Raw genomic sequence first — 25,587 nt, forward strand, 5'->3', positions numbered from 1 at the left:
CACCAAAACCCATAGAAAAGCCAAAGCCTGAGCCTAAACCAAAGCCCAAACCTGAACCCAAAAAGCCCAATCACAAACATAAGGCTCTTAAAAAAGTGGAAAAAGTGGAAGAGAAAAAAGCAGTAGAGGAGAAAAAAGAAGAGAAAAAAATAGTAGAGCAGAAAGTAGAACAAAAAGTAGAGCATAAAAAAGTGGAAGAGAAAAAACCTGTCAAAAAAGAATTTGACCCTAACCAGCTTTCTTTCTTGCCTAAAGAAGTTGCGCCACCCAGAAAAGAAAATAATAAAGGCTTGGATAACCAAACTAGGAGAGATATTGATGAATTGTATGGCGAAGAATTTGGGGATTTAGGCACAGCCGAAAAAGATTTCATCAGGAATAATTTAAGGGATATTGGGCGCATCACGCAAAAATATTTAGAATACCCTCAAGTAGCGGCTTATTTAGGGCAAGACGGGACGAATGCGGTAGAGTTTTACTTGCACCCTAATGGCGATATTACCGATCTTAAAATCATCATTGGCTCTGAATACAAAATGCTTGATGACAACACCTTAAAAACCATTCAGATCGCTTATAAGGATTACCCACGCCCCAAAACTAAAACCCTCATTCGCATCAGAGTGCGTTATTATTTAGGAGGCAATTAAAAATGGAAATCACGCTTTTTGACCCCATAGACGCCCACTTGCATGTGCGAGAAAACGCGCTTTTAAAAGCGGTGTTAAGATATTCTAGCGAGCCTTTTAGCGCCGCAGTGATCATGCCTAATCTCAGTAAGCCCTTGATTGACACTCCAACCACCCTTGAATACGAAGAAGAAATTTTAAACCATTCTTCAAACTTCAAGCCTTTAATGAGTTTGTATTTTAATGATGGCTTGACTTTAGAAGAATTGCAACGCGCTCAAGAAAAAGGCATCAGGTTTTTAAAGCTCTACCCCAAAGGCATGACCACAAACGCGCAAAACGGCACTTCGGATTTGTTGGGTGGAAAAACTTTAGAGATTTTAGAAAACGCCCAAAAATTAGGCTTTATTTTATGCATCCATGCAGAACAAGCCGGGTTTTGTTTGGATAAAGAATTTTTATGCCATAGCGTTTTAGAAACTTTCGCCCTTTCATTCCCTAAACTCAAAATCATTATAGAACATTTGAGCGATTGGCGCAGTATCGCTTTAATTGAAAAACATGACAACCTCTATGCGACTTTAACTTTACACCATATCAGCATGACTTTAGATGATTTATTAGGGGGGAGTTTGAACCCGCATTGTTTTTGCAAACCTTTAATCAAAACCAAAAAAGACCAAGAAAGGCTTTTATCCCTTGCTTTAAAAGCCCACCCTAAAATCTCTTTTGGCTCTGATAGCGCCCCGCATTTCATTTCTAAAAAGCATAGCGCTAACATCCCGGCAGGCATCTTTTCTGCCCCTATTTTGCTGCCTGCGTTGTGCGAACTTTTTGAAAAATACAACGCTTTAGAAAACCTGCAAGCCTTCATCAGCGATAACGCTAAAACAATCTATGCGCTAGACAATTTGCCCAGTAAAAAAGCGCGTTTGTCTAAAAAACCCTTTATAGTCCCTACACACGCGCTTTGTTTGAATGAAAAAATCGCTATCTTAAGAGGGGGCGAAACGCTATCTTGGAACCTTCAAGAAATCGCCTAAAGCATGCCGCCTTTTTTGTGGGGCTTTTTATCGTTTTATTTTTAATTGTAATGAAGCGCCAAACCCCCCCCTATGCTTTTATGCGCAATCAAACCCTTTCAACTGAAAGCCCCCCCTATTTCACACAATTCACTATCCCTAAACCAAATGACGCTTTAAGCGTGCATGCGAGTGCTTTAATCAACTTGCCTAACGATAACCTCTTGAGCGCTTATTTTAGCGGCACTAAAGAAGGGGCAAGGGATGTGAAAATCAGCGCGAATCTTTTTAATAACAAGACTAATCGCTGGAGCGAAGCCTTCACTATTTTAACCAAAGAAGATCTTTCTCATCATTCGCATGAATACATCAAAAAACTGGGTAACCCCTTGCTTTTTTTGCATGACGATAAAATTTTGTTATTTGTCGTAGGGGTGAGCATGGGTGGGTGGGCCACTTCTAAAATCTATCAACTTGAAAGCGCTTTAGAGCCGATTCATTTTAAGTTTGCGCGAAAACTCTCTTTAAGCCCTTTTTTAAACTTAAGCCATTTGATAAAAAATAAGCCTTTAAACACCACTGATGGCGGGTTTATGCTACCACTCTATCACGAGTTAGCCACCCAATACCCCTTGTTGTTGAAATTTGACCAACAAAATAACCCAAGAGAGCTTTTAAGGCCCAATGCCCTAAACCACCAGCTCCAGCCAAGCCTAACCCCCTTTAAAGATTGCGCCATCATGGCGTTTAGAAACCATTCTTTTAAAGATAGCCTCATGCTAGAAACCTGTAAAACCCCTACCGCTTGGCAAAAACCCATGCTTACGAATTTGAAAAACTTGAATGACGCTTTGAATTTGATCAATTTAAACGAAGAATTGTATTTGATCCACAACCCCAGCGATTTATCTTTGCGTCGTAAAGAACTCTGGCTTTCTAAATTGGAAAACTCCAACTCGTTTAAAACCTTAAAAGTTTTAGACAAAGCCAATGAAGTGAGTTACCCAAGCTATAGCCTTAATCCTCATTTTATAGATATTGTCTATACCTACAACCGCTCTCATATCAAACACATCCGTTTTAATATGGCTTATTTAAAATCCCTTCTCAAGTGATTAGTCATGTTTATACCTTCTTCTTACACGCTGAGTTTTATATGGTTTTTTTTAATTTTCTTTTTTTTCAAAAATAAGCCATTGGGTTTGAGGTTTTCGCTCTCGTTTATAAGCGTGATTTTAAGCAATATCGCTTTGAAAGACTCTCTATCGCTCAATGAATTTTTAAGCAGTTTTACAGCCCCCTTAAGCCCCTTTAGCTGTCTTTTGATCCTTGCTTATGCGCTCTTTTCTTGCCGCCTCCTCCAAAAGCCCCCTTTAGAAACCTTGCAATCTTATAGCGTCATGCTGTTTTTCAATCTGTTGCTTTTGACAGATATTTTAGGGTTTTTGCCTTTTTCAATCTACCATCATTTCATGGCTTCTCTGATTTTTAGTGCGCTTTTTTGCGGCAGTTTGTTTTTGAGTAGCCCCTTATTAGGCGTGATCGCTTTAGTAGCGTTATCCAGTTCGCTTTTAATGCGTTCTCATTTTCAAATACTAGATTCTTTATTGGATTTCCCCTTGCTTCTTTTTGTCTTTTTTAAGACTTTATCTCTTGTTAAAAAAAGGTTGTATTAACGCTTATGAAATCTCTATCTCATGCCCTTTTTTCGCTCTTTTTAAAAGGTTTTTATTTCACCTTTTTTATGAGCTTGTTGTTTGTGTTCAATCGTATCGGCTTTATCCTTTATACGGGCTATTACAAGCATGCTTTAAAAAACCCTATTTTTGATGAAATCATTAAAACCCTATTCAATGGGGCAAGATACGATAATCGTGTGGTCTCAAGCTTAGCGATTCTTTTTATCATCATCGGGTTATTAGGGTTATTGGCCCCCAAACACCAAACCAGAATGCTTAATATTATGGCGTGTTTTTCTATCGCTATTATCCTGTTTTTAAATATTGCTAACATTGTTTATTATGGCATTTATGGGAATGTGTTTGATGAAAATTTATTAGAATTTTTGCATGAAGACACGCTCACGATTTTAAAAATGAGCGGGGAATACCCTATTCTTTCTAGTTTTTCACTCTTTGTAATCCTTAGCGTTTTAATTTCTTTTATCTATTTCAAACTCCAAAACGCCCTTTTTAAGCCCACCAATATTCATCAAACCACCAAACCCCTTAAAACTTTCATTTTATTTGCGCTTTTTTCGCTCACGCAAATGTTTTACATTAACGCGCAATTGAGTTTTGTTGGCGCGTCTTTAGATCTCAGCATAGAGCCAGCCAAAGATCCTTTTTTAATGAAAATTACCCCCGGGGCGTTTCGCAACCTTTATCTTTTGGCGCGCAATTACAGACAAAGCCATAACCTTAAATTCAGCGATTTTGCTAAAGAAACGCCTTTAGAAGTGGCGAAAAATTATTTCAATCTTAAAGAAAACCCCCAAAACAACCTCTATGAGTTGCTAACTCAGACAAGCCGCAACAATTCCAATCAAACCATTCAACATGTTTTTTATATCGTTTCAGAGTCCCTGAGTTCATGGCATTTTGATCCAAAATTTGATTCCATAGGGCTAACGAGCGCTTTACAAGATTTGGTTAAAAAAGAGCATGCTCACATGCTTTCTGCTTTTATTGAAAGCGCCACACGGACCGTTAAAAGCCTAGATGTCCAAATCACAGGTTTGCCTTATATTAATGATAATAATTTAGTCAATTCAGGGGTGATTCTCCCTAGCTTTCCTATGGCGATTGGCAATATCACAAAAACTCTGGGTTATAAAAACAACTTTTATTATGGAGGCAGCGGGATTTGGAACAAACTCACCAGTTTCACCAAAAAACAAGGTTTTCACGCCCTTTATTTCAATAACCATCTCTTAGAATTTGCCAAAAACAAGCCCTACCCTAAGCCCATAGAGAGCAACTGGGGAGTGCATGATAATATTTTATTTGACTATATTTTAGAAAACACCAACCCCAATGAAAAAACTTTCAGCATGGTCATGACTTTAAGCAATCACGCGATCAAAAACGTGAATCTCAAAGCCTTTGGCGTGCCTTTAGAAAAAATCCAAAAATTTGTGGAAAAAACCCCCAAATCAGAAAATCTACCGGACGCTAATTCTTTAGGGCATATTTACTGGTATGACAAAGTGATAGTCAATTTCATCAAAAAGGCCAGCCAAAAATTCCCTAACTCGCTTTTTATCATCACAGGAGATCACTTTGACAGGAGCTATGAATACGCTAAAAACGATTTATATACCATTAAATCCGTGCCGCTTATTTTATATGCCCCTACTTTAAAGCCTAAAAAAATCAGTCAAGTCGGATCGCATTTAGACATCGCTCCTACAATTATTGAATTAATCGCTCCTAAAGGTTTTCAATTTGTGAGTTTTGGAAAACCCTTATTTTCTAACAACACAACAAACCCCCCAAGCCACCCCAATTACGCGCTAGGCTATGAAGCGATCGCTACCAAAGATTATTTTTATAACCCGAGTTTGGGGTTAAGGTATTTGAATGAAAGCCCTAAAGAGCCAGAGGATAAACAAAACGACAAAATAGAAGCTTCTAAGTTTTATCAGCAATTAGAATCTTTGAAAGCCCTTAGTTTCTACTTGCTCTATCATGGGGCTAATCTTAAAGATTGACAAACTGAGTTTTTAATTCCCTTAAACGCATGATTTTTGCTACAATAATAGGATTTTAATTGATAAAGGACAAATAGGCATGCCAAATAGGGGCGTTGTTTTATTAGACGGGCAAGCGCTAGCTTATAATATAGAAAAAGGTTTGAAACATAAAATCCAAACAATAACCGCGCAAACGCATAAAAGCCCCAAACTGGCCGTGATTTTAGTGGGGAAAGACCCTGCGAGTATTACTTATGTCAATATGAAGATCAAAGCATGCGAAAGGGTGGGCATGGATTTTGATTTAAAAACCCTCCAAGAAAATATTACTGAAGCCGAATTGCTGTCCTTGATTAAAGATTACAATACCGATCAAAACATTTCAGGCGTTTTAGTCCAGCTCCCTTTGCCCAGACACATTGATACTAAAATGATTTTAGAAGCCATTGATCCAAACAAAGATGTGGATGGTTTCCACCCCCTTAATATCGGCAAACTCTGCACCCAAAAAGAATCGTTTCTGCCAGCCACCCCTATGGGCGTGATGCGGCTTTTAGAGCATTATCACATTAAAATCAAGGGCAAGGATGTGGCGATTATTGGGGCGAGCAATATCATTGGAAAACCTTTAAGCATGCTCATGTTAAACGCTGGGGCTAGCGTGAGCGTGTGCCATATTTTGACTAAAGACATTAGTTTTTACACCCAAAACGCTGATATTGTCTGCGTGGGCGTGGGTAAGCCTGATTTGATTAAAGCGAGCATGTTAAAAAAAGGGGCTGTAGTGGTGGATATTGGGATCAATCATTTAAATGATGGGCGTATCGTGGGCGATGTGGATTTCACCAACGCGCAAAAAGTCGCCGGTTTTATCACCCCTGTGCCTAAAGGCGTGGGGCCTATGACGATCGTTTCGCTTTTAGAAAACACTCTAATCGCTTTTGAAAAACAACAAAGGAAGGGATTTTAATGAAATTTTTACGCTCTGTTTATGCTTTTTGCTCCAGTTGGGTAGGGACGATCATTATCGTGCTGTTGGTTATCTTTTTTGTCGCGCAAGCCTTTATCATTCCCTCTCGCTCTATGGTAGGCACGCTCTATGAGGGCGATATGCTCTTTGTCAAAAAGTTTTCTTACGGCATACCCATTCCTAAAATCCCATGGATTGAGCTTCCTGTTATGCCTGATTTTAAAAATAACGGGCATTTGATAGAGGGGGATCGCCCTAAACGCGGCGAAGTGGTGGTGTTTATCCCTCCCCATGAAAAAAAATCTTACTATGTCAAAAGGAATTTTGCCATTGGGGGCGATGAGGTGCTATTCACTAATGAGGGGTTTTATTTGCACCCTTTTGAGAGCGACACAGACAAAAATTACATCGCTAAACATTACCCTAACGCCATGACTAAAGAATTTATGGGTAAAATTTTTGTCTTAAACCCTTATAAAAGTAAGCATCCGGGTATCCATTACCAAAAAGACAATGAAACCTTCCATTTAATGGAGCAGTTAGCCACTCAAGGCGCGGAAGCTAATATCAGCATGCAACTCATTCAAATGGAGGGCGAAAAGGTGTTTTATAAGAAAATCAATCACGATGAATTTTTCATGATCGGCGATAATAGGGATAATTCTAGCGACTCGCGCTTTTGGGGGAGTGTGACTTATAAAAATATCGTGGGTTCGCCTTGGTTTGTTTATTTCAGTTTGAGTTTAAAAAATAGCTTGGAAATGGATGCAGAAAATAACCCCAAAAAACGCTATCTGGTGCGTTGGGAACGCATGTTTAAAAGCGTTGAAGGCTTAGAAAAAATCATTAAAAAAGAAGAAGCAACGCATTAAGGTTTTTTGTGCAATTTTTTGATTTCTCTTTAGAAAGTTTTATTACCACCTTAATGAAAATCCTAGCCCTTTTAATCGCTATCATAGGGCATGAGATCATGCATGGCTTGAGCGCGTTTTTATTCGGGGACAGGAGCGCGAAAGACGCCAAGCGTTTGAGTTTAAACCCTATTAGGCATTTAGACATGATGGGTTCGGTGCTTTTACCGGCTCTGTTACTCATTTTTCAAGCCCCTTTTTTGTTTGGGTGGGCCAAACCGGTGCCTGTGGATATGCGCTACATTGTCTCTCAAAAAGGCTCTCTGGCATGCGTAGTGGTGAGTTTAGCCGGGGTCGCTTATAATTTCACCCTAGCCATTCTGCTCGCTTTCATCACGCATTGGAGCTTCCAAAAACTAGGGATCAACGCTTTAAGCGTTGATGAATTGAATCTTTATCAGCTCGCTTTAGTAACCTTTCTCATTCAAGGCATTCTTTATAATCTTGTCTTGGGCGTTTTCAATAGTCTCCCTATTCCGCCTTTAGACGGATCAAAAGCGTTAGGCTTTTTAGCGTTGCATTTTAAAAGCGCGTTTTTATTGGAATGGTTTTCTAAAATGGAACGCTACGGCTTGTTGATTGTATTAATATTCTTATTTATCCCCCCTTTATCGGAGTTTTTTATCCATGCGCCCACAAGATTTTTATTTTCCTTACTCCTTTCTTAATCTTTTATCAAGGAGAGCTAATGAATAAGCCCTTAAATACCGCTCAAGTTTTTATAGGCAGCGATCATGCAGGGTTACATCTTGCAGAATTTGTTAAACATTTTTTAGAAGACAAGCGTTTTAAAATCCAAGCTTTTTTACCCACTATGAGGGTGGATTACCCTGATTACGCCAAATTAGTGTGCCAAAAGGTCTTAGACAATCCGCAAAGCTATGGCATTTTGGTGTGCGCCACAGGGATAGGCATGAGCATGGGCGCTAATCGCTTTAAGGGTATTAGAGCCGCTTTGTGCCTTGATGCTTACATGGCTAAAATGACTCGTTTGCACAATAACGCTAATGTCTTGTGCTTGGGCGAAAAGATCAGCGGTATTGGCGTAACAGAAAGCATTTTAGAAGCGTTTTTCTCTACAGAATTTGAACAAGGCCGCCATGTGTTGCGCATCCAAAAGCTAGATGAATCGCTGAAATCATCAACCTAATGTAGTATAATTGCATCGTTTCGTTAAAAGGATATTTTAATAGAATGTTTACCCAATGGTTTATCATCACTATCGCTATTGTTTTTATCCTTTATATGGGTGTGCGTACTTTCTTTTTTAAAACCGTGGCTAAACGGCAAGAACGCACCAACGCGTCCATGAAGCTCACCTTACAAGAAGCTGAAATTTTGATCCAAAAACACCAGTTGCAACTCCAAAGAGCTTTGGGTAATATTGATATTCTCACCCAAGAAATGAGTTCGTTAAAAACAGAACTAAAAGCCCTTAAACAGCGCAACTCTGAATACAAAGGCGAATCGGATAAATATAAAAATCGTATTAAAGAATTGGAGCAAAAAATAGAAGCTCTCCTTTAAAAACGCTATAATAAACCAAAATTCTACAACCAATCCGTTATATTAAAGGAAATCAAAATGAATGAAACGCTCAAAGAAGAACTTTTACAAAGCATCAGAGAAGTGAAAGACTACCCTAAAAAAGGGATTTTATTCAAAGATATTACCACGCTACTCAACTACCCTAAACTCTTTAACAAACTCATTGACGCGCTCAAAAAACGCTATCTCGCTCTCAATATAGACTTTATCGTGGGCATTGAAGCTAGGGGGTTTATTTTAGGCTCTGCTTTAGCTTATGCGCTTGGGGTGGGTTTTGTGCCTGTGAGGAAAAAAGGCAAACTCCCCGCACACACCTTATCTCAAAGCTATAGTTTAGAATACGGGAGCGATAGCATAGAAATCCACTCTGACGCTTTTAGGGGAATTAAGGGGGTAAGGGTGGTGTTGATTGATGATTTGTTAGCCACTGGAGGCACAGCTTTAGCGAGCCTTGAGCTTATCAAAGCCCTACAAGCCGAATGCATAGAAGCATGCTTTTTGATAGGGTTAAAAGAATTACCGGGTATCCAACTTTTAGAAGAACGCGTGAAAACCTTTTGTTTGTTAGAATGCTAGAATAAGGGTGAATTTTGGAAGAATACATCATTGACTTATGGAATCAGCATGCAGCGACTTGGGGGTATCTCATTTTATTTGGGTGGAGCATTTTAGAGGGCGAAATCGGGCTGATTTTAGCAGGGATTGCCAGCTATACCGGTCATATGCATTTAGGGTTAGCCATTTTAGTCGCAGGGATTGGGGGTTTTGTGGGGGATCAGATCTATTTTTACATCGGGCGCACCAATAAAGCTTACATCCAAAAAAAGCTAGAAAAACAACGCCGAAAACTAGCCCTAGCCCATTTATTGTTGCAAAAACACGGCTGGTTTATCATTTTTATCCAACGCTACATGTATGGCATGCGCACCATCATTCCCATTAGCATAGGCCTCACGCGCTATAGTGCTTTAAAATTCGCTATCATCAATCTCATTAGTGCGATGGTGTGGGCGAGCATTACCATTATTCTAGCGTGGTATTTAGGAGAAGAATTATTGCATGCGTTAGGGTGGCTTAAAAAACACCCTTATGCGCTAATATTACTATTAGTATCTTTCTTGGCGTTAGTGCTGTGGTATTTCCAATACTATAGTAAGAAAAACCGCTAGAGTGCAATACAATTCTTGAAAGATATGAAATTAAAAAAGGAGACTTTATGTTAAAAATCAAATTAGAAAAAACCACTTTTGAAAACGCAAAAGCTGAATGCAGTTTAGTTTTTATTGTCAATAAGGATTTTGATCATGCTTGGGTCAAAAATAAAGAATTGCTAGAAACCTTTAAATACGAAGGCGAAGGCGTATTTTTAGACCAAGAAAATAAAATCCTGTATGCGGGCGTTAAAGAAGATGATGTGCATTTATTGAGAGAGAGTGCGTGTTTGGCCGTTCGCACCCTTAAGAAACTCGCTTTTAAAAGCGTTAAAGTGGGCGTTTATACTTGCGGAACGCATTCTAAAGACAACGCGCTTTTAGAAAACTTGAAAGCGTTGTTCTTGGGCTTAAAATTGGGCTTGTATGAATACGACACTTTTAAATCCAACAAAAAAGAAAGCGTTTTAAAAGAAGCCATTGTCGCTTTAGAATTGCACAAACCTTGCGAAAAAACTTGCACAAATTCTTTAGAGAAGAGCGCTAAAGAAGCTTTAAAATACGCTGAAATCATGACAGAAAGCTTGAATATCGTTAAAGATCTAGTCAATACCCCCCCTATGATTGGCACCCCAGTTTATATGGCTGAAGTGGCGCAAAAAGTGGCTAAAGAAAACCATTTGGAAATCCATGTCCATGACGAAAAATTTTTAGAAGAAAAGAAAATGAACGCCTTTTTAGCGGTCAATAAAGCCTCTCTTAGCGTCAATCCCCCTCGCTTGATCCATTTAGTCTATAAGCCTAAAAAAGCGAAGAAAAAAATCGCTTTAGTGGGTAAGGGCTTGACTTATGATTGCGGAGGTTTGAGCTTGAAACCGGCCGATTACATGGTTACCATGAAAGCGGATAAAGGCGGTGGCTCTGCGGTGATTGGGCTTTTAAATGCGTTAGCCAAATTGGGCGTGGAAGCTGAAGTGCATGGCATTATTGGGGCTACAGAAAACATGATAGGCCCGGCTGCTTATAAGCCTGATGATATTTTAATCTCCAAAGAAGGCAAAAGCATTGAAGTGCGTAATACCGATGCTGAAGGGCGTTTGGTCTTAGCGGATTGTTTGAGCTACGCTCAAGACTTAAACCCTGATGTGATCGTGGATTTTGCGACCCTTACTGGGGCATGCGTTGTGGGCTTAGGCGAATTCACTTCAGCGATCATGGGGCATAATGAAGAGTTAAAAAACCTCTTTGAAACTTCAGGGTTAGAATCCGGCGAATTATTAGCCAAACTCCCCTTTAACCGCCATTTAAAGAAATTGATTGAATCTAAAATCGCTGATGTGTGCAATATTTCTTCTTCACGCTATGGCGGTGCGATCACAGCGGGCTTGTTTTTAAATGAATTTATTAGAGATGAATTTAAAGACAAATGGCTGCACATTGACATTGCAGGTCCTGCTTATGTGGAAAAAGAATGGGATGTGAATAGCTTTGGAGCGAGTGGGGCTGGGGTTAGGGCTTGCACAGCTTTTGTGGAAGAGCTTTTGAAAAAGGCTTGAAATGGGCTTGTCTGTAGGCATTGTGGGTTTGCCTAATGTGGGCAAATCCAGCACCTTTAACGCGCTCACTAAAACCCAAAACGCGGAGAGTGCGAACTATCCTTTTTGCACCATTGAACCCAATAAAGCCATTGTGAATGTGCCTGATAGGCGGCTTGATGCGTTGGCTCAAATCGTAAAGCCTGAACGCATTTTGCATTCTGTGGTGGAATTTGTGGATATTGCCGGATTGATTAAGGGAGCGAGCAAGGGGGAGGGTTTAGGCAATCAGTTTTTAGCCAATATCAAGGAATGCGAAGTGATCTTGCAAGTGGTGCGCTGTTTTGAAGATGACAATATCACGCATGTGAACGATAAAATTGATCCTTTGAATGATATAGAGATTATTGAATTGGAGTTGATTTTAGCGGATATTGCCACTCTAGACAAAAGGATCGATCGCTTGCAAAAAGCCCTAAAAAGCTCAAAAGACGCTAAAAATCTTTTAGAATGCGCTTTGAGTTTAAAAACGCATTTAGAAGAATTAAAACCGGCGAAAACTTTCCCCTTGAATGCAAGCGAGGCTTTTTTAGAATTGGACAAGGAATTGCGTTTTTTATCTCATAAAAAAATGATCTATGTCGCTAATGTGGGCGAAGAAGATTTAAACGCGCTCAATGAGCATGCTAAAAAAGTCCAAAATTATGCCAAAGATCAAAAGAGCGAATTTGTTGCCTTGTGCGCTAAATTAGAAGAAGAAATGGTTTCTATGAGTGAAGATGAAGTCAAGGAATTTTTGCAAAGTTTAGGCGTCGAAGAAAGCGGGCTAGAAAAGACCATTCGTTTGAGTTTTAAGGAATTAGGCTTGATCAATTACTTTACCGCTGGAGTCAAGGAAGTGCGATCATGGACGATTAAAAAAGGCTCTAGCGCGCCTGTGGCTGCTGGGGTGATCCATAAGGATTTTGAAAAAGGCTTCATTAGAGCTGAAACCATCAGTTATGATGATTTTATCGCTTATAAGGGCGAAGCCGGAGCGAAAGAAAAGGGAGCGTTACGCATTGAAGGTAAAGATTATATCGTTCAAGATGGCGATGTGTTGCATTTTCGCTTCAATGTCTAGTGTCTTTTCAAACAAGCGTTACTATTTTCTCGTAAGAATTGGCACCCAATAAGAAACCTTTTAAAAAAATCTATATAGAATTAAGCGATATTTGCGGGTTGCAATGCGGTTTTTGCCCTAACCCTAAAAATATCAGAGGCGTGATGCCTTTAGAGTTATTTGAAAAAGTTTGTAAAGAAGCCGCCCCTTTAACCCAAATTATCACCTTGCATGTCTTAGGCGATCCTTGCAAGCTCAAAGATTTAAACCGCTATCTCAACACCGCTAGAGGCTTTTCTTTGAAAGTGGATTTGGTTACTAGCGGGGTGTATTTGCGCGATTTTGAGACGCTTTTACAAGATGTAATCTATCAGATCTCTATTTCTTTAGACGCAGGGCTAGACCATCATAACAAAATCAACCAGCACCGCTACATCCAAAAGATTTTAGAATTTTGCCGCTATAAATTTGAAAAAAATAGCGAAGTGTTTTTGAATTTACGCATTCAAGACAGCACCCTTGACAAACACCAGAATTTGATCAAGCCTTTTTTAGAAAGCTTTGAATGCGTTTCTTTAGAGGGTTTAAAAACGCAAGGCCGCGCCCGTTTGTTTAAAAAAAGTTTTTTGAATATCCAAAAAACCTTTAAATGGCCGAGTTTGAACGCCCCAAATCCTTTAAACCAGAAATCAAAAATCCCCTATTGTTATGGGCTTATTAAACAAGTCGCTATTTTATCTAATGGCGTTGTCGTGCCGTGCTGCATGGACACGCAAGCTCATATCAACCTTGGCGATTTAAACCATACACCCCTAAAAGATATTTTAAAGAGCCAAAAAGCTATGGCTATCAAAACCCATTTTTTAAAGGGCGAAGCGTTAGAACTTTTATGCAAAAACTGCTCCTACCCTTTGATTCGCTATAAAAAATGAAACCACTCCCTTAAGGATTAGCCCTGCTTATTCCTTGAAAAGGCTGTTATTTTTAGCGCGTTTTGTAATCCTTTCAATAGCTCGTTAGTAATTGGTTTTACAATTGTGGTGGCGTTTAGTTCGCTTCAATTAAAAGCTTTTACTCTTTACTATTCTTATCTTTTATGTTTGGGTTGGTGCCGCTAGAATTGTCAAAATTTTAAGGGTTAAAAGACAAAAGTGGCTCTTTTCTTTTGTAATAGCTTTGTGGGGTCGGAAAAATCGTGGGCTTCTCTTGATGCCATTTAAAAAACGCTAATTGACCCCACTCTTCGATTTCTACGCTTTTTAGTTGTTTTGCGTTATTTCATTCAACATTCGCATGCTTTTTGATCGTTTTGGATAAAGTAATTTTCATACAATCGCAATAACGCAATAAAAAACGCCGTGATAGTAGGCCCTACAATGATCCCCCAAAAACCAAATTGTGAAATCCCAGCAATCATAGAAAAGAAAATCAGCATTTCATTGATTTTAAGGGTGGTTTTAAAAATTCTTTTTTTGATGAAGACGATTAAAATTGGCTTGATTACGCTATCAATCAACACGCTAATCAATAAAATGGAATACAAAGCGATAAAAATAGCCTCATTCACATTCCCATGATAAAGCTCATAAATCGCTATAGGGATCCAAATCAAAGCCCCCCCAACAGCCGGCACCAAAGACGCTAGGCCGTATAAAATCCCTAAAGACCAGCCGTCATGCCCAAACCATACGATCATCACCCCAAACGCCACGCCCTCTAAAATAACCGTGATGAGAGAAGTTAAAAGCACGATGCGTAAAATCCCAGCCACTTCTTCAAAAATCTTTTTGCTTTGATTCATTCCAAGAGGCAAGACCCCTAAAAAATAACGATAAAATCTCTCCCCGTAATAAAAAAAGAAAAACAACAGCCCCAAGATAAACAAAGCATCTGTAATGAGTTTCAAGCTGTATCTTCCCACATAGCTGCTTATTTTCAACAAATAACCCGTGATGGAAGCGGCACTAAAATTTTCTAAAAACTTGCTCACTCCATCATGAATGGCAGGAAAATGCGACAAATTTTCGGTGATTGTCCCCTTAAGCCATTTGATTAGGGCTGAAAATTTTTCAAAATTGATTTCAAAAATAATATTAGAACTTTTATAAACAATAAAATACAACGGCACGATCAAAACGCTCGCTAAAACCAAAACGCATAAAAACGAACTGACAACATTGAAAAAGCGCTTATCCAGAAAAACTTTCACTTGAAAAAATCCCACGCACAAAAGCCCAGCAATCAGTGCATCCATTAAAAAATCTTGATACAAATAGATCATCCAATAAAAACCAATCAAAAAAAGAATCCAAAAGAAATACTGAGCTTTCATGAAATTATCCCCATTAAACTGAGCCAAAAATTATCAAATGTTAGCTAAAAAACGCTCTTTTAAGGATAAAAAACCTCTTTTAACTTATAATTAAAATCAAAAAGGCTTATACAGATGGTGTTTTACAAGTATTCAGGGAGTGGGAATGATTTTTTAATCACGCAAAGCTTCAAGAAAAAAGATTTTTCAAATTTAGCCAAACAGGTGTGCCATAGGCATGAGGGTTTTGGAGCTGATGGGCTTGTAGTCGTCTTACCGAGTAAGGATTATGACTACGAATGGGATTTTTACAATTCAGACGGCTCTAAAGCTGGCATGTGCGGGAATGCGAGCCGTTGCGTGGGGTTATTTGCTTACCAACATGCTATAGCCTCTAAAAACCATGTTTTTTTAGCCGGAAAAAGAGAGATTTCTATTTGCATAGAAGAACCCAATATCATAGAGAGCAATCTTGGTAATTATCAAATCCTAGACACCATACCCGCTTTAAGATGCGAAAAATTTTTTACTAATAACAGCGTTTTAGAAAATATCCTTACTTTCTATCTCATAGATACAGGAGTGCCGCATTTAGTAGGATTTGTGAAAAATAAAGAGTGGTTAAATTCCCTTAACACGCTGGAATTAAGGGCTTTAAGGCATGAATTTAACGCTAATATTAACATCGCTTTTATAGAAAATGAAGAGACGATTTTTTTACAAACTTATGAAAGGGGGGTTGAAGATTTCACGCTAGCTTGCGGGACAGGCATGGCGGCGGTTTTTATCGCCGCGTGCATTTTTTATAACACGCCTAAAAAAGCCACTCTCATCCCTAAAAGCAACGAATCTTTAGAGCTTTCTTTAAAAAATGATGGGATTTTTTATAAAGGAGTCGTGCGTTATATTGGCATGAGCGTTTTGGGCATGGGTGTTTTTGATCATTATTTCTTATAATAGTAATCAAAATGATTTTGTCGTAATTAAACATAATGCGCTATCATTTGCGAGTTGTTTTTAGCAATATAAAAAATATCCTAAAGGAATAAAACCATGCAAGCGTTAAAATCATTGCTTGAAGTGATTACAAAACTCCAGAATCTAGGCGGCTATTTGATGCATATAGCTATTTTCATCATTTTTATTTGGATTGGAGGGCTTAAGTTTGTGCCGTATGAAGCCGAAGGGATCGCCCCTTTTGTGGCCAATTCCCCTTTCTTTTCTTTCATGTATAAATTTGAAAAGCCCGCATACAAACAACACAAAATGTCTGAATCCCAATCCATGCAAGAAGAAATGCAAGATGACCCTAAAATCGTTGAAAACAAAGAATGGCATAAAGAAAACCGCACTTATTTAGTGGCTGAAGCTTTAGGGATCACGATCATGATCCTAGGTATTTTGGTGCTTTTAGGGCTTTGGATGCCTTTAATGGGCGTGATTGGGGGCTTACTTGTCGCTGGAATGACGATCACGACTCTATCCTTTTTATTCACAACGCCAGAAGTGTTTGTCAATCAGCATTTCCCATGGCTTTCTGGGGCTGGAAGGCTAGTGGTTAAAGACTTGGCGTTATTTGCTGGAGGCTTGTTTGTGGCCGGATTTGATGCGAAACGCTATTTGGAGGGGAAAGGGTTTTGCTTGATGGATCGCTCATCGGTGGGGATTAAAACTAAATGCTCTAGTGGGTGTTGCTCTTAAAGAGCGAATACCTTAAAGTAGGCTTAAAGCCTACTAGAAGAATCATAATTGATAGAAGAATCTTGGTTAGCACCTTTTTTGTAAATAATCGTTTTTAAAATGTGGCGTTTGACAAAGGAATTGACGCTTTCTACTTCTTCATCAGCTAGTCGTCTTAAAACATCATGCTCTTCTTTAGAGAGATAAAAAGTAACTGAAAAATTGCGTTTCAACTCATCTACAGCGACACGCTTACGACCGGGTTTTATATTTTTATTTCCTAATTCCATTAAAATTTCCTTTTTTAGTTAGTGTGTTGTAACATCATGGTGGCTATTCTAACATGAAATAAACGCCATTTTATATTAAATCTAAAGAAAAATATTTTTAGATGTGCTAGAATACCCATTGGTTACAAGATAAGCTTTTTTATCAACAACAATGATGACATAGAGGTAACAAGTGGCAATAAACACCTTTTTAAAACATTCTTTTTTAGTCTGTTTGTTAGCGGTTAATTCTTACGCTTTTGATTGGAATATTTTTAAATACAATCTGGGTTTCAATATGTTCATCATGGACCATGAAGGCTCAACGCCTTATTGGGTCAATACTAACACCAATCTTAAAACCCGTTTGACTCCAAATTTTGGGATCCAATTTTATACAAAAGGTGTGGAGCAAAGCCTTACTGTGGGGGCGTATTTCTTTCAAAACTTCCATAACTACAGCACCAATTTTCCCTACCGTTGGGGGCCTACTATGTATTATAAGGCTAGGGGAAAGCGTTTTACTTTTTATGGTGGCATCTTTCCTAGAAAAAACCTCTTAGGGAGGTATGGTTTGAATATTTTTGCCCCTTATTATTGGTTTATAGATCCCAACGCTAGAGGGTTTTTATTGCAGTTTCAAAACCATTATTCGCCTTCAAAACCCTATTATGGGCATGCGGAGTTTATGCTAGATTGGTTTGGAGGCAATTGTTACAACACTTGTAAATTCGGGAGAAACCCTTATGGGAATGCAATGGACAGGTTTCAAATGAACGGCTCTGTCGCTTATAATTTCTTTAAGGATTTATTGGGTATTGGAGGGTATTTTGTCTTGTTCCATAACGAAGACAAATACCTTTTAAATGGCACTGATGGCATGAAATTTAATGAAAAAAAAGCGATTGACAACAATAATATTTATCTTATGGATCGCCTCTACTTTAACGCTTACATAGGGACAAGCCTTTTAGACATCGCCCCCTTTATGGAAAAACTCAACGCTAGTTTTGGCATGGTTTCTGAATTAAGCCGATTGAGGCAAATTCACAAAAATGTGCCTTTTATGAACAGCGTGGGGGGACAATTTGATGTGGAGATCCAATACAAAGGCTTTGGAATACACAATTTATTCTATTTCGCTAAAACCCCAGAAATGCCTTTTTACAACCAATACCAGTATGTTGAAATGTATTGCACGCCTTCTTACTGCCCCACGCCCATTTATCGTGGCGTACCATTCTTTCAAGCTAATTTATACAATCGTTTTGATTTTTATTACAATTGGAAAAACGACTTCGCATCCGTTCGAATCAATTTCGTGCTTAATGCGATGCGTGGGGGCTTTGATAGGAGTTTGCCTTGGTCAGAATCTTACCAAGTGTATATGACGGTCGCCTTTGATCCTTATAACCTTATTAACAAAATTGCTAGAAAAAAGTGAAAATTCTTGACAATCGGTTAATCTGTCTTATATAATATTATTTCGTTTGTAGCCATTGTTAAGCAATGATTTTAAGCTATGGAAAAGAGGTGATAGCAGTATGCCAGGGATTAAGGTTAGAGAAGGCGATGCGTTTGATGAAGCTTACAGGAGATTCAAAAAGCAAACCGATCGCAATTTGGTAGTAACAGAATGCCGTGCTAGAAGGTTCTTTGAGTCTAAGACTGAAAAACGCAAAAGACAAAAAATCAGCGCTAAAAAGAAAGTCTTAAAGCGTCTTTATATGTTAAGGCGTTATGAATCAAGACTATAAAAACTTGAACGAATTTAAAATTTAAGGATTATTGAATAATGCAATTCACAGGGAAAAATGTTCTTATTACTGGAGCTTCTAAAGGCATTGGGGCCGAAATCGCCAAAACTCTCGCTTCTATGGGGCTGAAAGTTTGGATCAATTACCGCAGTAATGCTGAAGTGGCTGACGCTTTGAAAAATGAGCTTGAAGAAAAAGGCTATAAAGCGGCTGTCATTAAATTTGATGCGACTTCTGAAAGCGATTTTGTTGAAGCGATACAAACCATTGTCCAAAGCGATGGAGGTTTGTCTTATTTGGTGAATAACGCCGGTGTGGTGCGCGATAAATTAGCGATCAAAATGAAAACAGAAGATTTTCACCATGTCATAGACAATAATCTCACTTCAGCTTTTATAGGTTGCAGAGAGGCTTTAAAGGTGATGAGTAAGAGTCGTTTTGGGAGCGTGGTCAATGTCGCTTCTATCATTGGTGAAAGAGGTAATATGGGGCAGACAAACTACTCAGCGAGTAAGGGGGGGATGATTGCGATGAGCAAGTCCTTTGCTTATGAGGGAGCTTTAAGGAATATTCGTTTCAACTCTGTAACGCCAGGCTTTATAGAAACCGACATGAACGCTAATTTGAAAGATGAACTCAAAGCGGATTATGTTAAAAACATTCCTTTAAACAGGCTAGGGTCTGCTAAGGAAGTGGCAGAAGCGGTAGCGTTTCTTTTGAGTGATCACTCTAGTTACATCACTGGGGAGACTCTCAAAGTCAATGGCGGGCTTTATATGTAGTCCTAAACAAAGGATTCTTTTAGCGATAAAAGTTTGTAAGTAGCAAAAATCATGCTAACATTATGAGGTTATTCTAAAACAAAGAGGTTATTATCAAATGGGGATTATTTACTTAATATTGTTTCTCATTGTAATTTATTTGTTGTATAGGATTTTAGATGTTTTGGAGCAAAAATAAACGCTCCAATGAATGGTTGATTTAATTTTTACAAGACAAGGGAGTTTTAATTATGGCTTTATTTGAAGATATTCAGGCAGTTATTGCTGAGCAGTTGAATGTGGATACGGCGCAAGTTACGCCAGAGGCGGAATTTGTGAAGGATTTGGGTGCGGACTCTTTAGATGTCGTGGAATTAATCATGGCGTTAGAAGAAAAGTTTGGCATTGAGATTCCTGATGAGCAAGCGGAAAAAATCGTCAATGTGGGCGATGTGGTGAAGTATATTGAGGATAATAAGCTAGCTTAATCTTTTTAACTTGGAGCGTTTGTCTCCAGGTTTTAGTCAAAAATTTAGCTTTAGCTAAAATCTAGTTTTATTGAATTAAAGTTTTGAAATGAGGAGCTATTGGTGCGTCGGATTGTAGTAACTGGAATGGGAATGATCAATTCGCTAGGTTTAAATAAAGAAGATTCTTTTTTAGCGATCGCTAAAGGGGAATGCGGTATCAAAAACATAGAAAGTTTTGATGCGAGCGCGTTTCCTGTGCGTATTGCTGGAGAAATCACTGACTTTGACCCTACAGAGGTGATGAATCCCAAAGATGTTAAAAAGGCGGGTCGTTTCATTCAATTAGCCTTGAAAGCCACAAGAGAGGCGATGAAAGATAGTGGGATTTTAGACGCTCACAATAGATGCCCTGAAGAATTGGCAAACCGCATGGGCGTAAGCTCTGGCTCTGGGATTGGCGGGTTAGGCAATATTGAAGCGAATTCCATTTTTTGTTTTGAAAAAGGCCCTAGAAAAGTCAATCCCTTTTTTATCACTTCTGCGTTAGTGAATATGATTGGTGGTTTCACTTCTATTGAGTTTGGTATTAAAGGGCCTAACCTCTCTAGCGTAACGGCTTGTGCAGCAGGCACTCATGCCATCATTGAAGCGGTTAAAACCATTTTGCTTAATGGGGCTGATAAAATGCTAGTCGTGGGAGCGGAATCCACCATTTGTCCCGTAGGGATTGGAGGGTTTGCGAGCATTAAAGCCCTTTCTACAAGGAATGATGAGCCTAAAAAAGCTTCAAGACCTTTTGATAAAGATCGCAATGGTTTTGTGATGGGAGAAGGCGCTGGGGCTTTGGTGCTTGAAGAATACGAGAGCGCGAAAAAAAGAGGGGCGAAAATTTATGCAGAATTTGCTGGGTATGGCGAGAGCGGCGATGCTAACCACATCACAGCCCCAGCCCCTGAGGGCGAAGGGGCTTTTAGAGCCATGAAAATGGCTTTAGAAATGGCGAAAGTGGAAGTGGGCTATGTGAACGCTCACGGGACAAGCACGCATTATAATGATTGGTATGAAAGCATCGCTCTAAAAAATGTGTTTGGCTCTAAAGAAAAAGTCCCTCCTGTTAGCTCCACTAAAGGGCAGATTGGGCATTGTTTGGGCGCTGCGGGCGCGTTGGAAGCCGTTATTTCTATCATGGCCATGAATCAAGGGATCTTACCTCCTACCATCAATCAAGAAACGCTTGACCCCGAATGCGATTTGGATTATATCCCTAATGTGGCCAGAGAAAAACAAGTGGATGCGGTGATGAGTAACTCATTTGGTTTTGGTGGCACTAATGGTGTTGTGATTTTCAAAAAAGCCTAGTTTTACAAAGTTAGGATTTTGAATGGCCATTTATTTAGATTTTGAAAATCATATTAAAGAGATTCAAAATGAAATTGAATTAGCCCTTATTAGAGGCGATGAGGACGCTAAAGAAATCTTAGAAAAAAGATTGGATAAGGAAGTTAAAAGCATTTACTCCAATCTCACTGATTTTCAAAAACTCCAATTAGCAAGACACCCTGACAGACCCTACGCTATGGATTACATTGATCTCATCTTAAAAGATAAGTATGAAGTCTTTGGGGATAGGCACTATAACGATGATAAAGCGATCGTGTGTTTTATAGGGAAAATTGATAATGTTCCGGTTGTGGTGATCGGAGAAGAAAAAGGCAGAGGGACTAAAAACAAGCTCTTAAGAAATTTTGGCATGCCTAACCCTTGTGGCTATCGTAAAGCTTTGAAAATGGCAAAGTTTGCTGAAAAGTTTAATTTGCCTATTTTAATGCTTGTGGATACAGCCGGGGCGTATCCGGGAATTGGTGCAGAGGAAAGAGGCCAGAGTGAAGCAATCGCTAAAAACCTACAAGAGTTCGCTTCTTTAAAAGTCCCTACTATTTCTGTAATTATCGGTGAAGGGGGTAGTGGTGGCGCGTTAGCGATTGCGGTAGCTGACAAGTTGGCTATGATGGAATATTCCATTTTTAGCGTTATATCTCCAGAAGGTTGTGCGGCAATTCTTTGGGATGACCCTAGCAAGACTGAAGTGGCTATTAAAGCGATGAAAATCACGCCTAGAGACTTAAAGGAGGCGGGGCTTATTGATGATATTATTTTAGAGCCTAGCAAAGGGGCTCATAGAGACAAATTTTCAGCGGCTAACACGATCAAAGAGTATTTTTTAGACGCTCTAAGGACTATCCAACAAGACCCTCATTTCCTTGACAACCGCTATCAAAAATTGATGTCGCTTGGTTCGTTTGTGGAGGGCATGAACTAAATCTATAAAAAACTTTGCGTTAATGAAGTATTGATAATTGGTTCTTTAACTTTTAAAATTGTGTTTTTAAACTTTATTTTAAACCCATTCTCTTAAAGAAATAAGGGGTATATTGAAATAATTCCCCAACTAAAATCCCCTAAGACCGCTTTTAAAAATACCGCTTGAATAAAATCAAGCTCTTTACTATCCAATCTTAAAAAATGCAATATTTTTTATAACCAACGCTCAATAAAAACAAAGCCAAATTTTTCACGACTTGTTATCATTTTAGAAAAAAGCGAATATTTTACATAGTTTGTAAAATAATATAAAAAATATCATTGTGTTACCAATCTGCTATCTCTCTCCTTTTGTTTGAATATAAAAAGACAATCATCATGATCAGCGTATTGAATGAAAGCATTCTTATTTTACAATACAGAAGTTAGGTCTAATGGTATTTTAAAAAAGAAAGAAATCCCATGGTTATATATGAAAAAATCAAAAGCCGCTTTTCTAGGAATTGGTCTTTAAGGGATAGGGGCAGGCATTTTGCATCTGCAAGCGTGTATTTTTTCTCACTTCTTGTCATTACAGCGGTTAATAGAAGTAGCGCAGTTGCTTGGTTATTGATGCCTGAACATTTGATTTGGTGGTTTTTGATTTCTTTTAGTGGGGAATTTGTAGCAGACATGGCGTTTGGCAAAAAAAGTAAAATCCTTAAAACCCGCTTTGGAATTTCTATTGTGAGCGGCGTTTCACTATTGCTTGGCACTTTACCAGCGCATTTGTTTTTTGTATGGTTTGGTTTTATTAATTGGTGGGCTGTCCTTTTTATAGAAGCGGGAGCTGGGCTATTGGTGGGCTGTGTGATACAAAAGATTTTTTTTGGTAAATATTGGGTGGATCGCTATTATTAAGGCTCTTTTTTTTAAGCCTGAAAGCGTATTTTCTCATATTCCAATTAAATTGGATAAGGGTTACCCCTACTTAAGGCATCGCATCAAAAACCACGCTGATCCCATTTTTTAAAATGATAGGGTTTTTTGCGTCAGTGATATGGATAAAACGCACGCCATCAAGCAAATTAAGAGCGATTTCTTGTTGTCTGTTTTCTTTAGCAATGATTTGAATGATCTTTAAGTTTTCATCATAAAAGATCACTTTGGGTTGCCATAAAGGGTTATTAGAGCTTATTTTTAAATACGCGTTTTGATTCACACTCAGCCAGTATTTCCCGCTCGCTTCCTTAAATTCCACAGGTTCGCTACTCAAAACTAAGGCTCTCGCATTAGGGAGCTTGACTTCTTGTAAAGAAAAATCGTATTCCCACTCTTTCAAGGATATGCGCCTAATATCCACAAAATCAAAACCATGCCTCTTCATCGTTTCTATCAAAATGTTAGGGTCTAAAACATATTCCGTTTTAAGTTCGTATGAAAAAACATTCTCGCCTGAAGAGCTTTGCATTTTAATAGGCAAAACATACGAATACCCCATCATGTTCAAAGAATTATTGATGCTTTTGGCAAACGCTAGGGGATTGCTTGAAGCCTTGAAAGTGATTTTCAACATGCTTGGCTTGTCAAAATTAAAAGACAAAAGCCCGTTTTCTTTGAGAGTGTTGAGCAGTTTCAAGGAATCCAAACGCCCCATTACATAGAAAGCCTTACGATTTTTAAACAAATGCTCTAAAAAAAGCTTGTTCGTATGATAAGCTCGCTCCCCCATTAAATTCTCAATCTTATCGTTTAAAGCATCAGCCCTTAAAAGCATTCCCCCAACAATAAAAGCTAAAAAAAGATTTTTCATCTCTGGAGTTCTTTGTATTGGGACTCGTTGATGAGCGTTAAGCCTTTATTTGGCTCGTATAAAAACCGCCTGGTTTTGCTGTCGTTATAATCTTGTTCTTGATGGTTGTTTTTAAGACTAAGATGCCCATGCCCAAAACGCAACAACAAGCGGTGGTTTTTGGTTTCTAAAGAATAATTTTTTTTAAAAACCTTTTGAAAGGAGTTTTTTTTCTCATCTAAATCAATCACTTCCACCCAAACATCTTTTTTAGGGATAATATAAATGGTGTTAGGATTTTCTTTGATCGCTTCTTTTTCTTCCTTGTCTTGTTCTTTTGGTTTTTCTTCTAGTTTAGGCGTTGGCTCTGGCTTGTTTTCTTCTGTAGGATTAGCTTTATTGAAAGAATTCTTTTTAGTGCCGGATTTAATAGCGCTTTCTTGCTCTCTTTCTTCTTTTAAAGAAGAGCTGTTTTGAATGATAACGACCACTAAAATAATGACAACCACCCCTAAAACGATAACAAAGGGTTTCCATTTGGAAGATTTTTTGGATAATGAAGTATTAGCCTGATTGATGCTGTAATCCAATTCAACCTTAAGGGGTTTTTTTGCTGTTTCTTCAGGGTTTGTTTCTTGATTTTTCTCTTCTCCCACGCCCTCTTTAAAAACACACACTTTGTCAAATTCTTTCATCCATGCGCTCAAATCAATTTTATACTCGCGCTCTAAAATTTGTATAAATCCCCTAGCATGCACCTTTGATAAAGATTCATAGCGTTTTTCCAAGATAGAATGGATATTTTTAGAAGCGATTTTAGTCGCCTTGCAAATTTCTGCCACTCCAACTTCTTTTAAAATCTGCAAATTTTTATCTAAATTTTTAAGCGATAATTCTTCTAAAGCTGCACCAGAAATATCTTTAGAAATGTTTTGAACATCAGAAAGATCTAAATTTTCTAAACTTTTTTTATTCTGTTCCATTCAATTGACCACCTAGTTGATTTTATCCATTAAGATCCCTGCTGCCACACTCACATTGAGCGAATCAAAATCTCTTCGCATTTTTACGCTTAATATCATATCCATTTTAGCAAGGATTTTTTTAGACAACCCCTCATGCTCGCTCCCCAAAAAAAGAGCGCATTTTTTTAAGGATAGATTTTCTGCTTGGCTAGAGCCTTGCATGCTCGCGCCCAAACATAAAAACCCGCTCGTTTTCAATTCATTGATTAAATCCAGCGTGTTAGGCATAACGCTAAAAGGCAAATCATACATAAGCCCCAAGCTGGATCGCACAATCCCCTCATAAGCCAATTCTTTAGCAAAATCCAAAATAACGCCATCCATTCCTAAGCAATACGCGCTCCTAAAAATCCCCCCAATATTCCCCACATCCGTAATCCCGCAAAGCACCAAAAGTTTTTGAGCTTTTTTAACTTCTTTTAAAGAAGCGGCTAATGGCAGTTCCACCTTAGCCAAAACCCCTTGATGGTTCCCCCCCTTAGCCAAGCTTTGCGCTTTTTTATTATCTACTTTGATGATATTAGGGCATGCTTTTTTGAGCGCGAAAAAAAACTTTTTGTCTATTTCTTTAGAAAGATAGATTTCTTGCAATTTTTCTTGATGAGAGTTTAGAAGGTGCGTAATCACCTGCCTGCCATAAATTACTGCTTGCATGCTAA

General features: G+C 38.6%; 29 protein-coding genes. 24 read left to right on the forward strand and 5 right to left on the reverse strand.

Annotated features, from left to right (window positions below; all coding sequences use genetic code 11):
• From CXY28_RS06365 to CXY28_RS06435, 15 genes are all read left to right on the forward strand, one after another.
• A partial coding sequence (locus CXY28_RS06365) for an energy transducer TonB (RefSeq protein ID WP_100980044.1) occupies positions 1–650 on the forward strand: 650 nt, incomplete at its 5' end.
• A gap of 2 nt (positions 651–652) precedes the next feature.
• Positions 653–1,672 carry a dihydroorotase gene (gene pyrC / locus CXY28_RS06370; RefSeq protein WP_100980045.1) on the forward strand — a complete coding sequence of 340 codons (1,020 nt, stop codon included), beginning with the start codon at positions 653–655 and terminating at the stop codon, positions 1,670–1,672.
• Positions 1,648–2,766, forward strand: coding sequence for a 3-deoxy-d-manno-octulosonic acid hydrolase subunit 2 (locus tag CXY28_RS06375; RefSeq protein WP_100980047.1), 1,119 nt, complete (start codon positions 1,648–1,650; stop codon positions 2,764–2,766). Before pyrC ends, CXY28_RS06375 begins: the two co-directional genes overlap by 25 nt.
• A gap of 6 nt (positions 2,767–2,772) precedes the next feature.
• The gene (locus tag CXY28_RS06380; protein ID WP_100980049.1) at positions 2,773–3,327 is read left to right on the forward strand and encodes a 3-deoxy-d-manno-octulosonic acid hydrolase subunit 1; all 555 of its coding nucleotides are present in this window, start codon (positions 2,773–2,775) and stop codon (positions 3,325–3,327) included.
• Between the two features lie 5 nt (positions 3,328–3,332).
• Entirely contained in the window at positions 3,333–5,363 is a 2,031-nt protein-coding gene (locus tag CXY28_RS06385) for an LTA synthase family protein (RefSeq protein WP_100980051.1), read from the forward strand.
• A 79-nt stretch (positions 5,364–5,442) separates the two neighbouring features.
• The gene (gene folD, locus CXY28_RS06390) at positions 5,443–6,315 is read left to right on the forward strand and encodes a bifunctional methylenetetrahydrofolate dehydrogenase/methenyltetrahydrofolate cyclohydrolase FolD (protein ID WP_198542631.1); all 873 of its coding nucleotides are present in this window, start codon (positions 5,443–5,445) and stop codon (positions 6,313–6,315) included.
• A complete protein-coding gene (gene lepB / locus CXY28_RS06395) occupies positions 6,315–7,187 on the forward strand; it encodes a signal peptidase I (RefSeq protein ID WP_050825507.1) in 873 nt (290 codons plus the stop codon). Before folD ends, lepB begins: the two co-directional genes overlap by 1 nt.
• 8 nt (positions 7,188–7,195) lie before the next feature.
• Positions 7,196–7,894, forward strand: a complete 699-nt coding sequence (locus CXY28_RS06400; protein WP_050825508.1) for a site-2 protease family protein — start codon at positions 7,196–7,198, stop codon at positions 7,892–7,894.
• Between the two features lie 20 nt (positions 7,895–7,914).
• Positions 7,915–8,376, forward strand: coding sequence for a ribose 5-phosphate isomerase B (gene rpiB, locus CXY28_RS06405; RefSeq protein WP_100980055.1), 462 nt, complete (start codon positions 7,915–7,917; stop codon positions 8,374–8,376).
• A gap of 44 nt (positions 8,377–8,420) precedes the next feature.
• Positions 8,421–8,753 carry a hypothetical protein gene (locus CXY28_RS06410; protein ID WP_000495089.1) on the forward strand — a complete coding sequence of 111 codons (333 nt, stop codon included), beginning with the start codon at positions 8,421–8,423 and terminating at the stop codon, positions 8,751–8,753.
• Positions 8,754–8,810: 57 nt separating this feature from the next.
• Complete coding sequence (apt, locus tag CXY28_RS06415) at positions 8,811–9,350, forward strand: adenine phosphoribosyltransferase (protein WP_001006106.1); 540 nt, start codon at positions 8,811–8,813, stop codon at positions 9,348–9,350.
• Between the two features lie 14 nt (positions 9,351–9,364).
• Positions 9,365–9,943, forward strand: a complete 579-nt coding sequence (locus tag CXY28_RS06420) for a DedA family protein (RefSeq protein WP_000393406.1) — start codon at positions 9,365–9,367, stop codon at positions 9,941–9,943.
• 47 nt (positions 9,944–9,990) lie between these two features.
• Complete coding sequence (locus CXY28_RS06425; RefSeq protein WP_100980057.1) at positions 9,991–11,481, forward strand: leucyl aminopeptidase; 1,491 nt, start codon at positions 9,991–9,993, stop codon at positions 11,479–11,481.
• A gap of 1 nt (position 11,482) precedes the next feature.
• A complete protein-coding gene (gene ychF, locus CXY28_RS06430; protein WP_100980059.1) occupies positions 11,483–12,583 on the forward strand; it encodes a redox-regulated ATPase YchF in 1,101 nt (366 codons plus the stop codon).
• A 38-nt stretch (positions 12,584–12,621) separates the two neighbouring features.
• A complete protein-coding gene (locus CXY28_RS06435) occupies positions 12,622–13,494 on the forward strand; it encodes a radical SAM/SPASM domain-containing protein (protein ID WP_198542632.1) in 873 nt (290 codons plus the stop codon).
• A 350-nt stretch (positions 13,495–13,844) separates the two neighbouring features.
• On the opposite strand, the gene CXY28_RS06440 is transcribed toward CXY28_RS06435, so the two are convergent.
• Complete coding sequence (locus tag CXY28_RS06440) at positions 13,845–14,894, reverse strand: AI-2E family transporter (RefSeq protein ID WP_100980061.1); 1,050 nt, start codon at positions 14,892–14,894, stop codon at positions 13,845–13,847.
• Positions 14,895–15,008: 114 nt separating this feature from the next.
• Between CXY28_RS06440 and dapF the strand changes: the two genes are divergently transcribed.
• Both dapF and CXY28_RS06450 read left to right on the forward strand, forming a co-directional pair.
• Complete coding sequence (dapF, locus tag CXY28_RS06445; protein WP_100980063.1) at positions 15,009–15,830, forward strand: diaminopimelate epimerase; 822 nt, start codon at positions 15,009–15,011, stop codon at positions 15,828–15,830.
• A 96-nt stretch (positions 15,831–15,926) separates the two neighbouring features.
• Positions 15,927–16,574 carry a YkgB family protein gene (locus tag CXY28_RS06450; RefSeq protein ID WP_001148292.1) on the forward strand — a complete coding sequence of 216 codons (648 nt, stop codon included), beginning with the start codon at positions 15,927–15,929 and terminating at the stop codon, positions 16,572–16,574.
• A 23-nt stretch (positions 16,575–16,597) separates the two neighbouring features.
• On the opposite strand, the gene CXY28_RS06455 is transcribed toward CXY28_RS06450, so the two are convergent.
• A complete protein-coding gene (locus CXY28_RS06455) occupies positions 16,598–16,843 on the reverse strand; it encodes a ribbon-helix-helix domain-containing protein (protein ID WP_000418870.1) in 246 nt (81 codons plus the stop codon).
• 172 nt (positions 16,844–17,015) lie between these two features.
• Here CXY28_RS06455 and CXY28_RS06460 point away from each other — a divergent pair, with 172 nt between their 5' ends.
• From CXY28_RS06460 to CXY28_RS06490, 7 genes are all read left to right on the forward strand, one after another.
• Positions 17,016–18,266, forward strand: coding sequence for a hypothetical protein (locus CXY28_RS06460; RefSeq protein WP_100980065.1), 1,251 nt, complete (start codon positions 17,016–17,018; stop codon positions 18,264–18,266).
• A 100-nt stretch (positions 18,267–18,366) separates the two neighbouring features.
• Entirely contained in the window at positions 18,367–18,579 is a 213-nt protein-coding gene (gene rpsU / locus CXY28_RS06465; protein ID WP_100980067.1) for a 30S ribosomal protein S21, read from the forward strand.
• A 38-nt stretch (positions 18,580–18,617) separates the two neighbouring features.
• Positions 18,618–19,361, forward strand: coding sequence for a 3-oxoacyl-ACP reductase FabG (gene fabG / locus CXY28_RS06470; RefSeq protein WP_001160857.1), 744 nt, complete (start codon positions 18,618–18,620; stop codon positions 19,359–19,361).
• Between the two features lie 230 nt (positions 19,362–19,591).
• Positions 19,592–19,828 (forward strand): acyl carrier protein, encoded by a 237-nt coding sequence (acpP, locus tag CXY28_RS06475; RefSeq protein ID WP_001163104.1) that lies wholly within the window; start codon positions 19,592–19,594, stop codon positions 19,826–19,828.
• Between the two features lie 102 nt (positions 19,829–19,930).
• Positions 19,931–21,169, forward strand: coding sequence for a beta-ketoacyl-ACP synthase II (locus CXY28_RS06480; protein ID WP_100980088.1), 1,239 nt, complete (start codon positions 19,931–19,933; stop codon positions 21,167–21,169).
• Between the two features lie 22 nt (positions 21,170–21,191).
• Positions 21,192–22,130, forward strand: a complete 939-nt coding sequence (gene accA / locus CXY28_RS06485) for an acetyl-CoA carboxylase carboxyl transferase subunit alpha (protein ID WP_001029385.1) — start codon at positions 21,192–21,194, stop codon at positions 22,128–22,130.
• A gap of 464 nt (positions 22,131–22,594) precedes the next feature.
• Positions 22,595–23,032, forward strand: coding sequence for a hypothetical protein (locus CXY28_RS06490; protein ID WP_100980069.1), 438 nt, complete (start codon positions 22,595–22,597; stop codon positions 23,030–23,032).
• A 70-nt stretch (positions 23,033–23,102) separates the two neighbouring features.
• Here CXY28_RS06490 and CXY28_RS06495 read toward each other — a convergent pair whose 3' ends face one another.
• From CXY28_RS06495 to rlmB, 3 genes are read right to left on the reverse strand one after another with little or no spacing between them, the layout of a single operon-like run.
• Positions 23,103–23,924: a hypothetical protein gene (locus CXY28_RS06495; protein ID WP_100980071.1), complete on the reverse strand. Its 822-nt coding sequence runs from the start codon at positions 23,922–23,924 to the stop codon at positions 23,103–23,105.
• Positions 23,921–24,886, reverse strand: a complete 966-nt coding sequence (locus CXY28_RS06500; protein ID WP_100980073.1) for a sialidase — start codon at positions 24,884–24,886, stop codon at positions 23,921–23,923. Before CXY28_RS06500 ends, CXY28_RS06495 begins: the two co-directional genes overlap by 4 nt.
• A 12-nt stretch (positions 24,887–24,898) precedes the next feature.
• A complete protein-coding gene (gene rlmB, locus CXY28_RS06505; RefSeq protein ID WP_100980074.1) occupies positions 24,899–25,582 on the reverse strand; it encodes a 23S rRNA (guanosine(2251)-2'-O)-methyltransferase RlmB in 684 nt (227 codons plus the stop codon).
• Positions 25,583–25,587 lie beyond the last annotated feature (5 nt).

The organism is Helicobacter pylori, assembly GCF_002832345.1.
Taxonomy (GTDB): Bacteria; Campylobacterota; Campylobacteria; order Campylobacterales; family Helicobacteraceae; genus Helicobacter; species Helicobacter pylori_CP.

What these genes read in the sequence shown, in the direction of transcription:
- pyrC (WP_100980045.1), top strand. Translation starts at nt 653, where the DNA reads ATGGAAATCACGCTTTTTGACCCCATAGACGCCCACTTGCATGTGCGA.
- CXY28_RS06380 (WP_100980049.1), top strand. Translation starts at nt 2,773, where the DNA reads ATGTTTATACCTTCTTCTTACACGCTGAGTTTTATATGGTTTTTTTTA.
- CXY28_RS06385 (WP_100980051.1), top strand. Translation starts at nt 3,333, where the DNA reads ATGAAATCTCTATCTCATGCCCTTTTTTCGCTCTTTTTAAAAGGTTTT.
- folD (WP_198542631.1), top strand. Translation starts at nt 5,443, where the DNA reads ATGCCAAATAGGGGCGTTGTTTTATTAGACGGGCAAGCGCTAGCTTAT.
- lepB (WP_050825507.1), top strand. Translation starts at nt 6,315, where the DNA reads ATGAAATTTTTACGCTCTGTTTATGCTTTTTGCTCCAGTTGGGTAGGG.
- rpiB (WP_100980055.1), top strand. Translation starts at nt 7,915, where the DNA reads ATGAATAAGCCCTTAAATACCGCTCAAGTTTTTATAGGCAGCGATCAT.
- CXY28_RS06410 (WP_000495089.1), top strand. Translation starts at nt 8,421, where the DNA reads ATGTTTACCCAATGGTTTATCATCACTATCGCTATTGTTTTTATCCTT.
- apt (WP_001006106.1), top strand. Translation starts at nt 8,811, where the DNA reads ATGAATGAAACGCTCAAAGAAGAACTTTTACAAAGCATCAGAGAAGTG.
- CXY28_RS06425 (WP_100980057.1), top strand. Translation starts at nt 9,991, where the DNA reads ATGTTAAAAATCAAATTAGAAAAAACCACTTTTGAAAACGCAAAAGCT.
- ychF (WP_100980059.1), top strand. Translation starts at nt 11,483, where the DNA reads ATGGGCTTGTCTGTAGGCATTGTGGGTTTGCCTAATGTGGGCAAATCC.
- CXY28_RS06440 (WP_100980061.1), bottom strand. Translation starts at nt 14,894, where the DNA reads ATGAAAGCTCAGTATTTCTTTTGGATTCTTTTTTTGATTGGTTTTTAT.
- dapF (WP_100980063.1), top strand. Translation starts at nt 15,009, where the DNA reads ATGGTGTTTTACAAGTATTCAGGGAGTGGGAATGATTTTTTAATCACG.
- CXY28_RS06450 (WP_001148292.1), top strand. Translation starts at nt 15,927, where the DNA reads ATGCAAGCGTTAAAATCATTGCTTGAAGTGATTACAAAACTCCAGAAT.
- CXY28_RS06455 (WP_000418870.1), bottom strand. Translation starts at nt 16,843, where the DNA reads ATGGAATTAGGAAATAAAAATATAAAACCCGGTCGTAAGCGTGTCGCT.
- rpsU (WP_100980067.1), top strand. Translation starts at nt 18,367, where the DNA reads ATGCCAGGGATTAAGGTTAGAGAAGGCGATGCGTTTGATGAAGCTTAC.
- fabG (WP_001160857.1), top strand. Translation starts at nt 18,618, where the DNA reads ATGCAATTCACAGGGAAAAATGTTCTTATTACTGGAGCTTCTAAAGGC.
- acpP (WP_001163104.1), top strand. Translation starts at nt 19,592, where the DNA reads ATGGCTTTATTTGAAGATATTCAGGCAGTTATTGCTGAGCAGTTGAAT.
- accA (WP_001029385.1), top strand. Translation starts at nt 21,192, where the DNA reads ATGGCCATTTATTTAGATTTTGAAAATCATATTAAAGAGATTCAAAAT.
- CXY28_RS06490 (WP_100980069.1), top strand. Translation starts at nt 22,595, where the DNA reads ATGGTTATATATGAAAAAATCAAAAGCCGCTTTTCTAGGAATTGGTCT.
- CXY28_RS06495 (WP_100980071.1), bottom strand. Translation starts at nt 23,924, where the DNA reads ATGAAAAATCTTTTTTTAGCTTTTATTGTTGGGGGAATGCTTTTAAGG.
- CXY28_RS06500 (WP_100980073.1), bottom strand. Translation starts at nt 24,886, where the DNA reads ATGGAACAGAATAAAAAAAGTTTAGAAAATTTAGATCTTTCTGATGTT.
- rlmB (WP_100980074.1), bottom strand. Translation starts at nt 25,582, where the DNA reads ATGCAAGCAGTAATTTATGGCAGGCAGGTGATTACGCACCTTCTAAAC.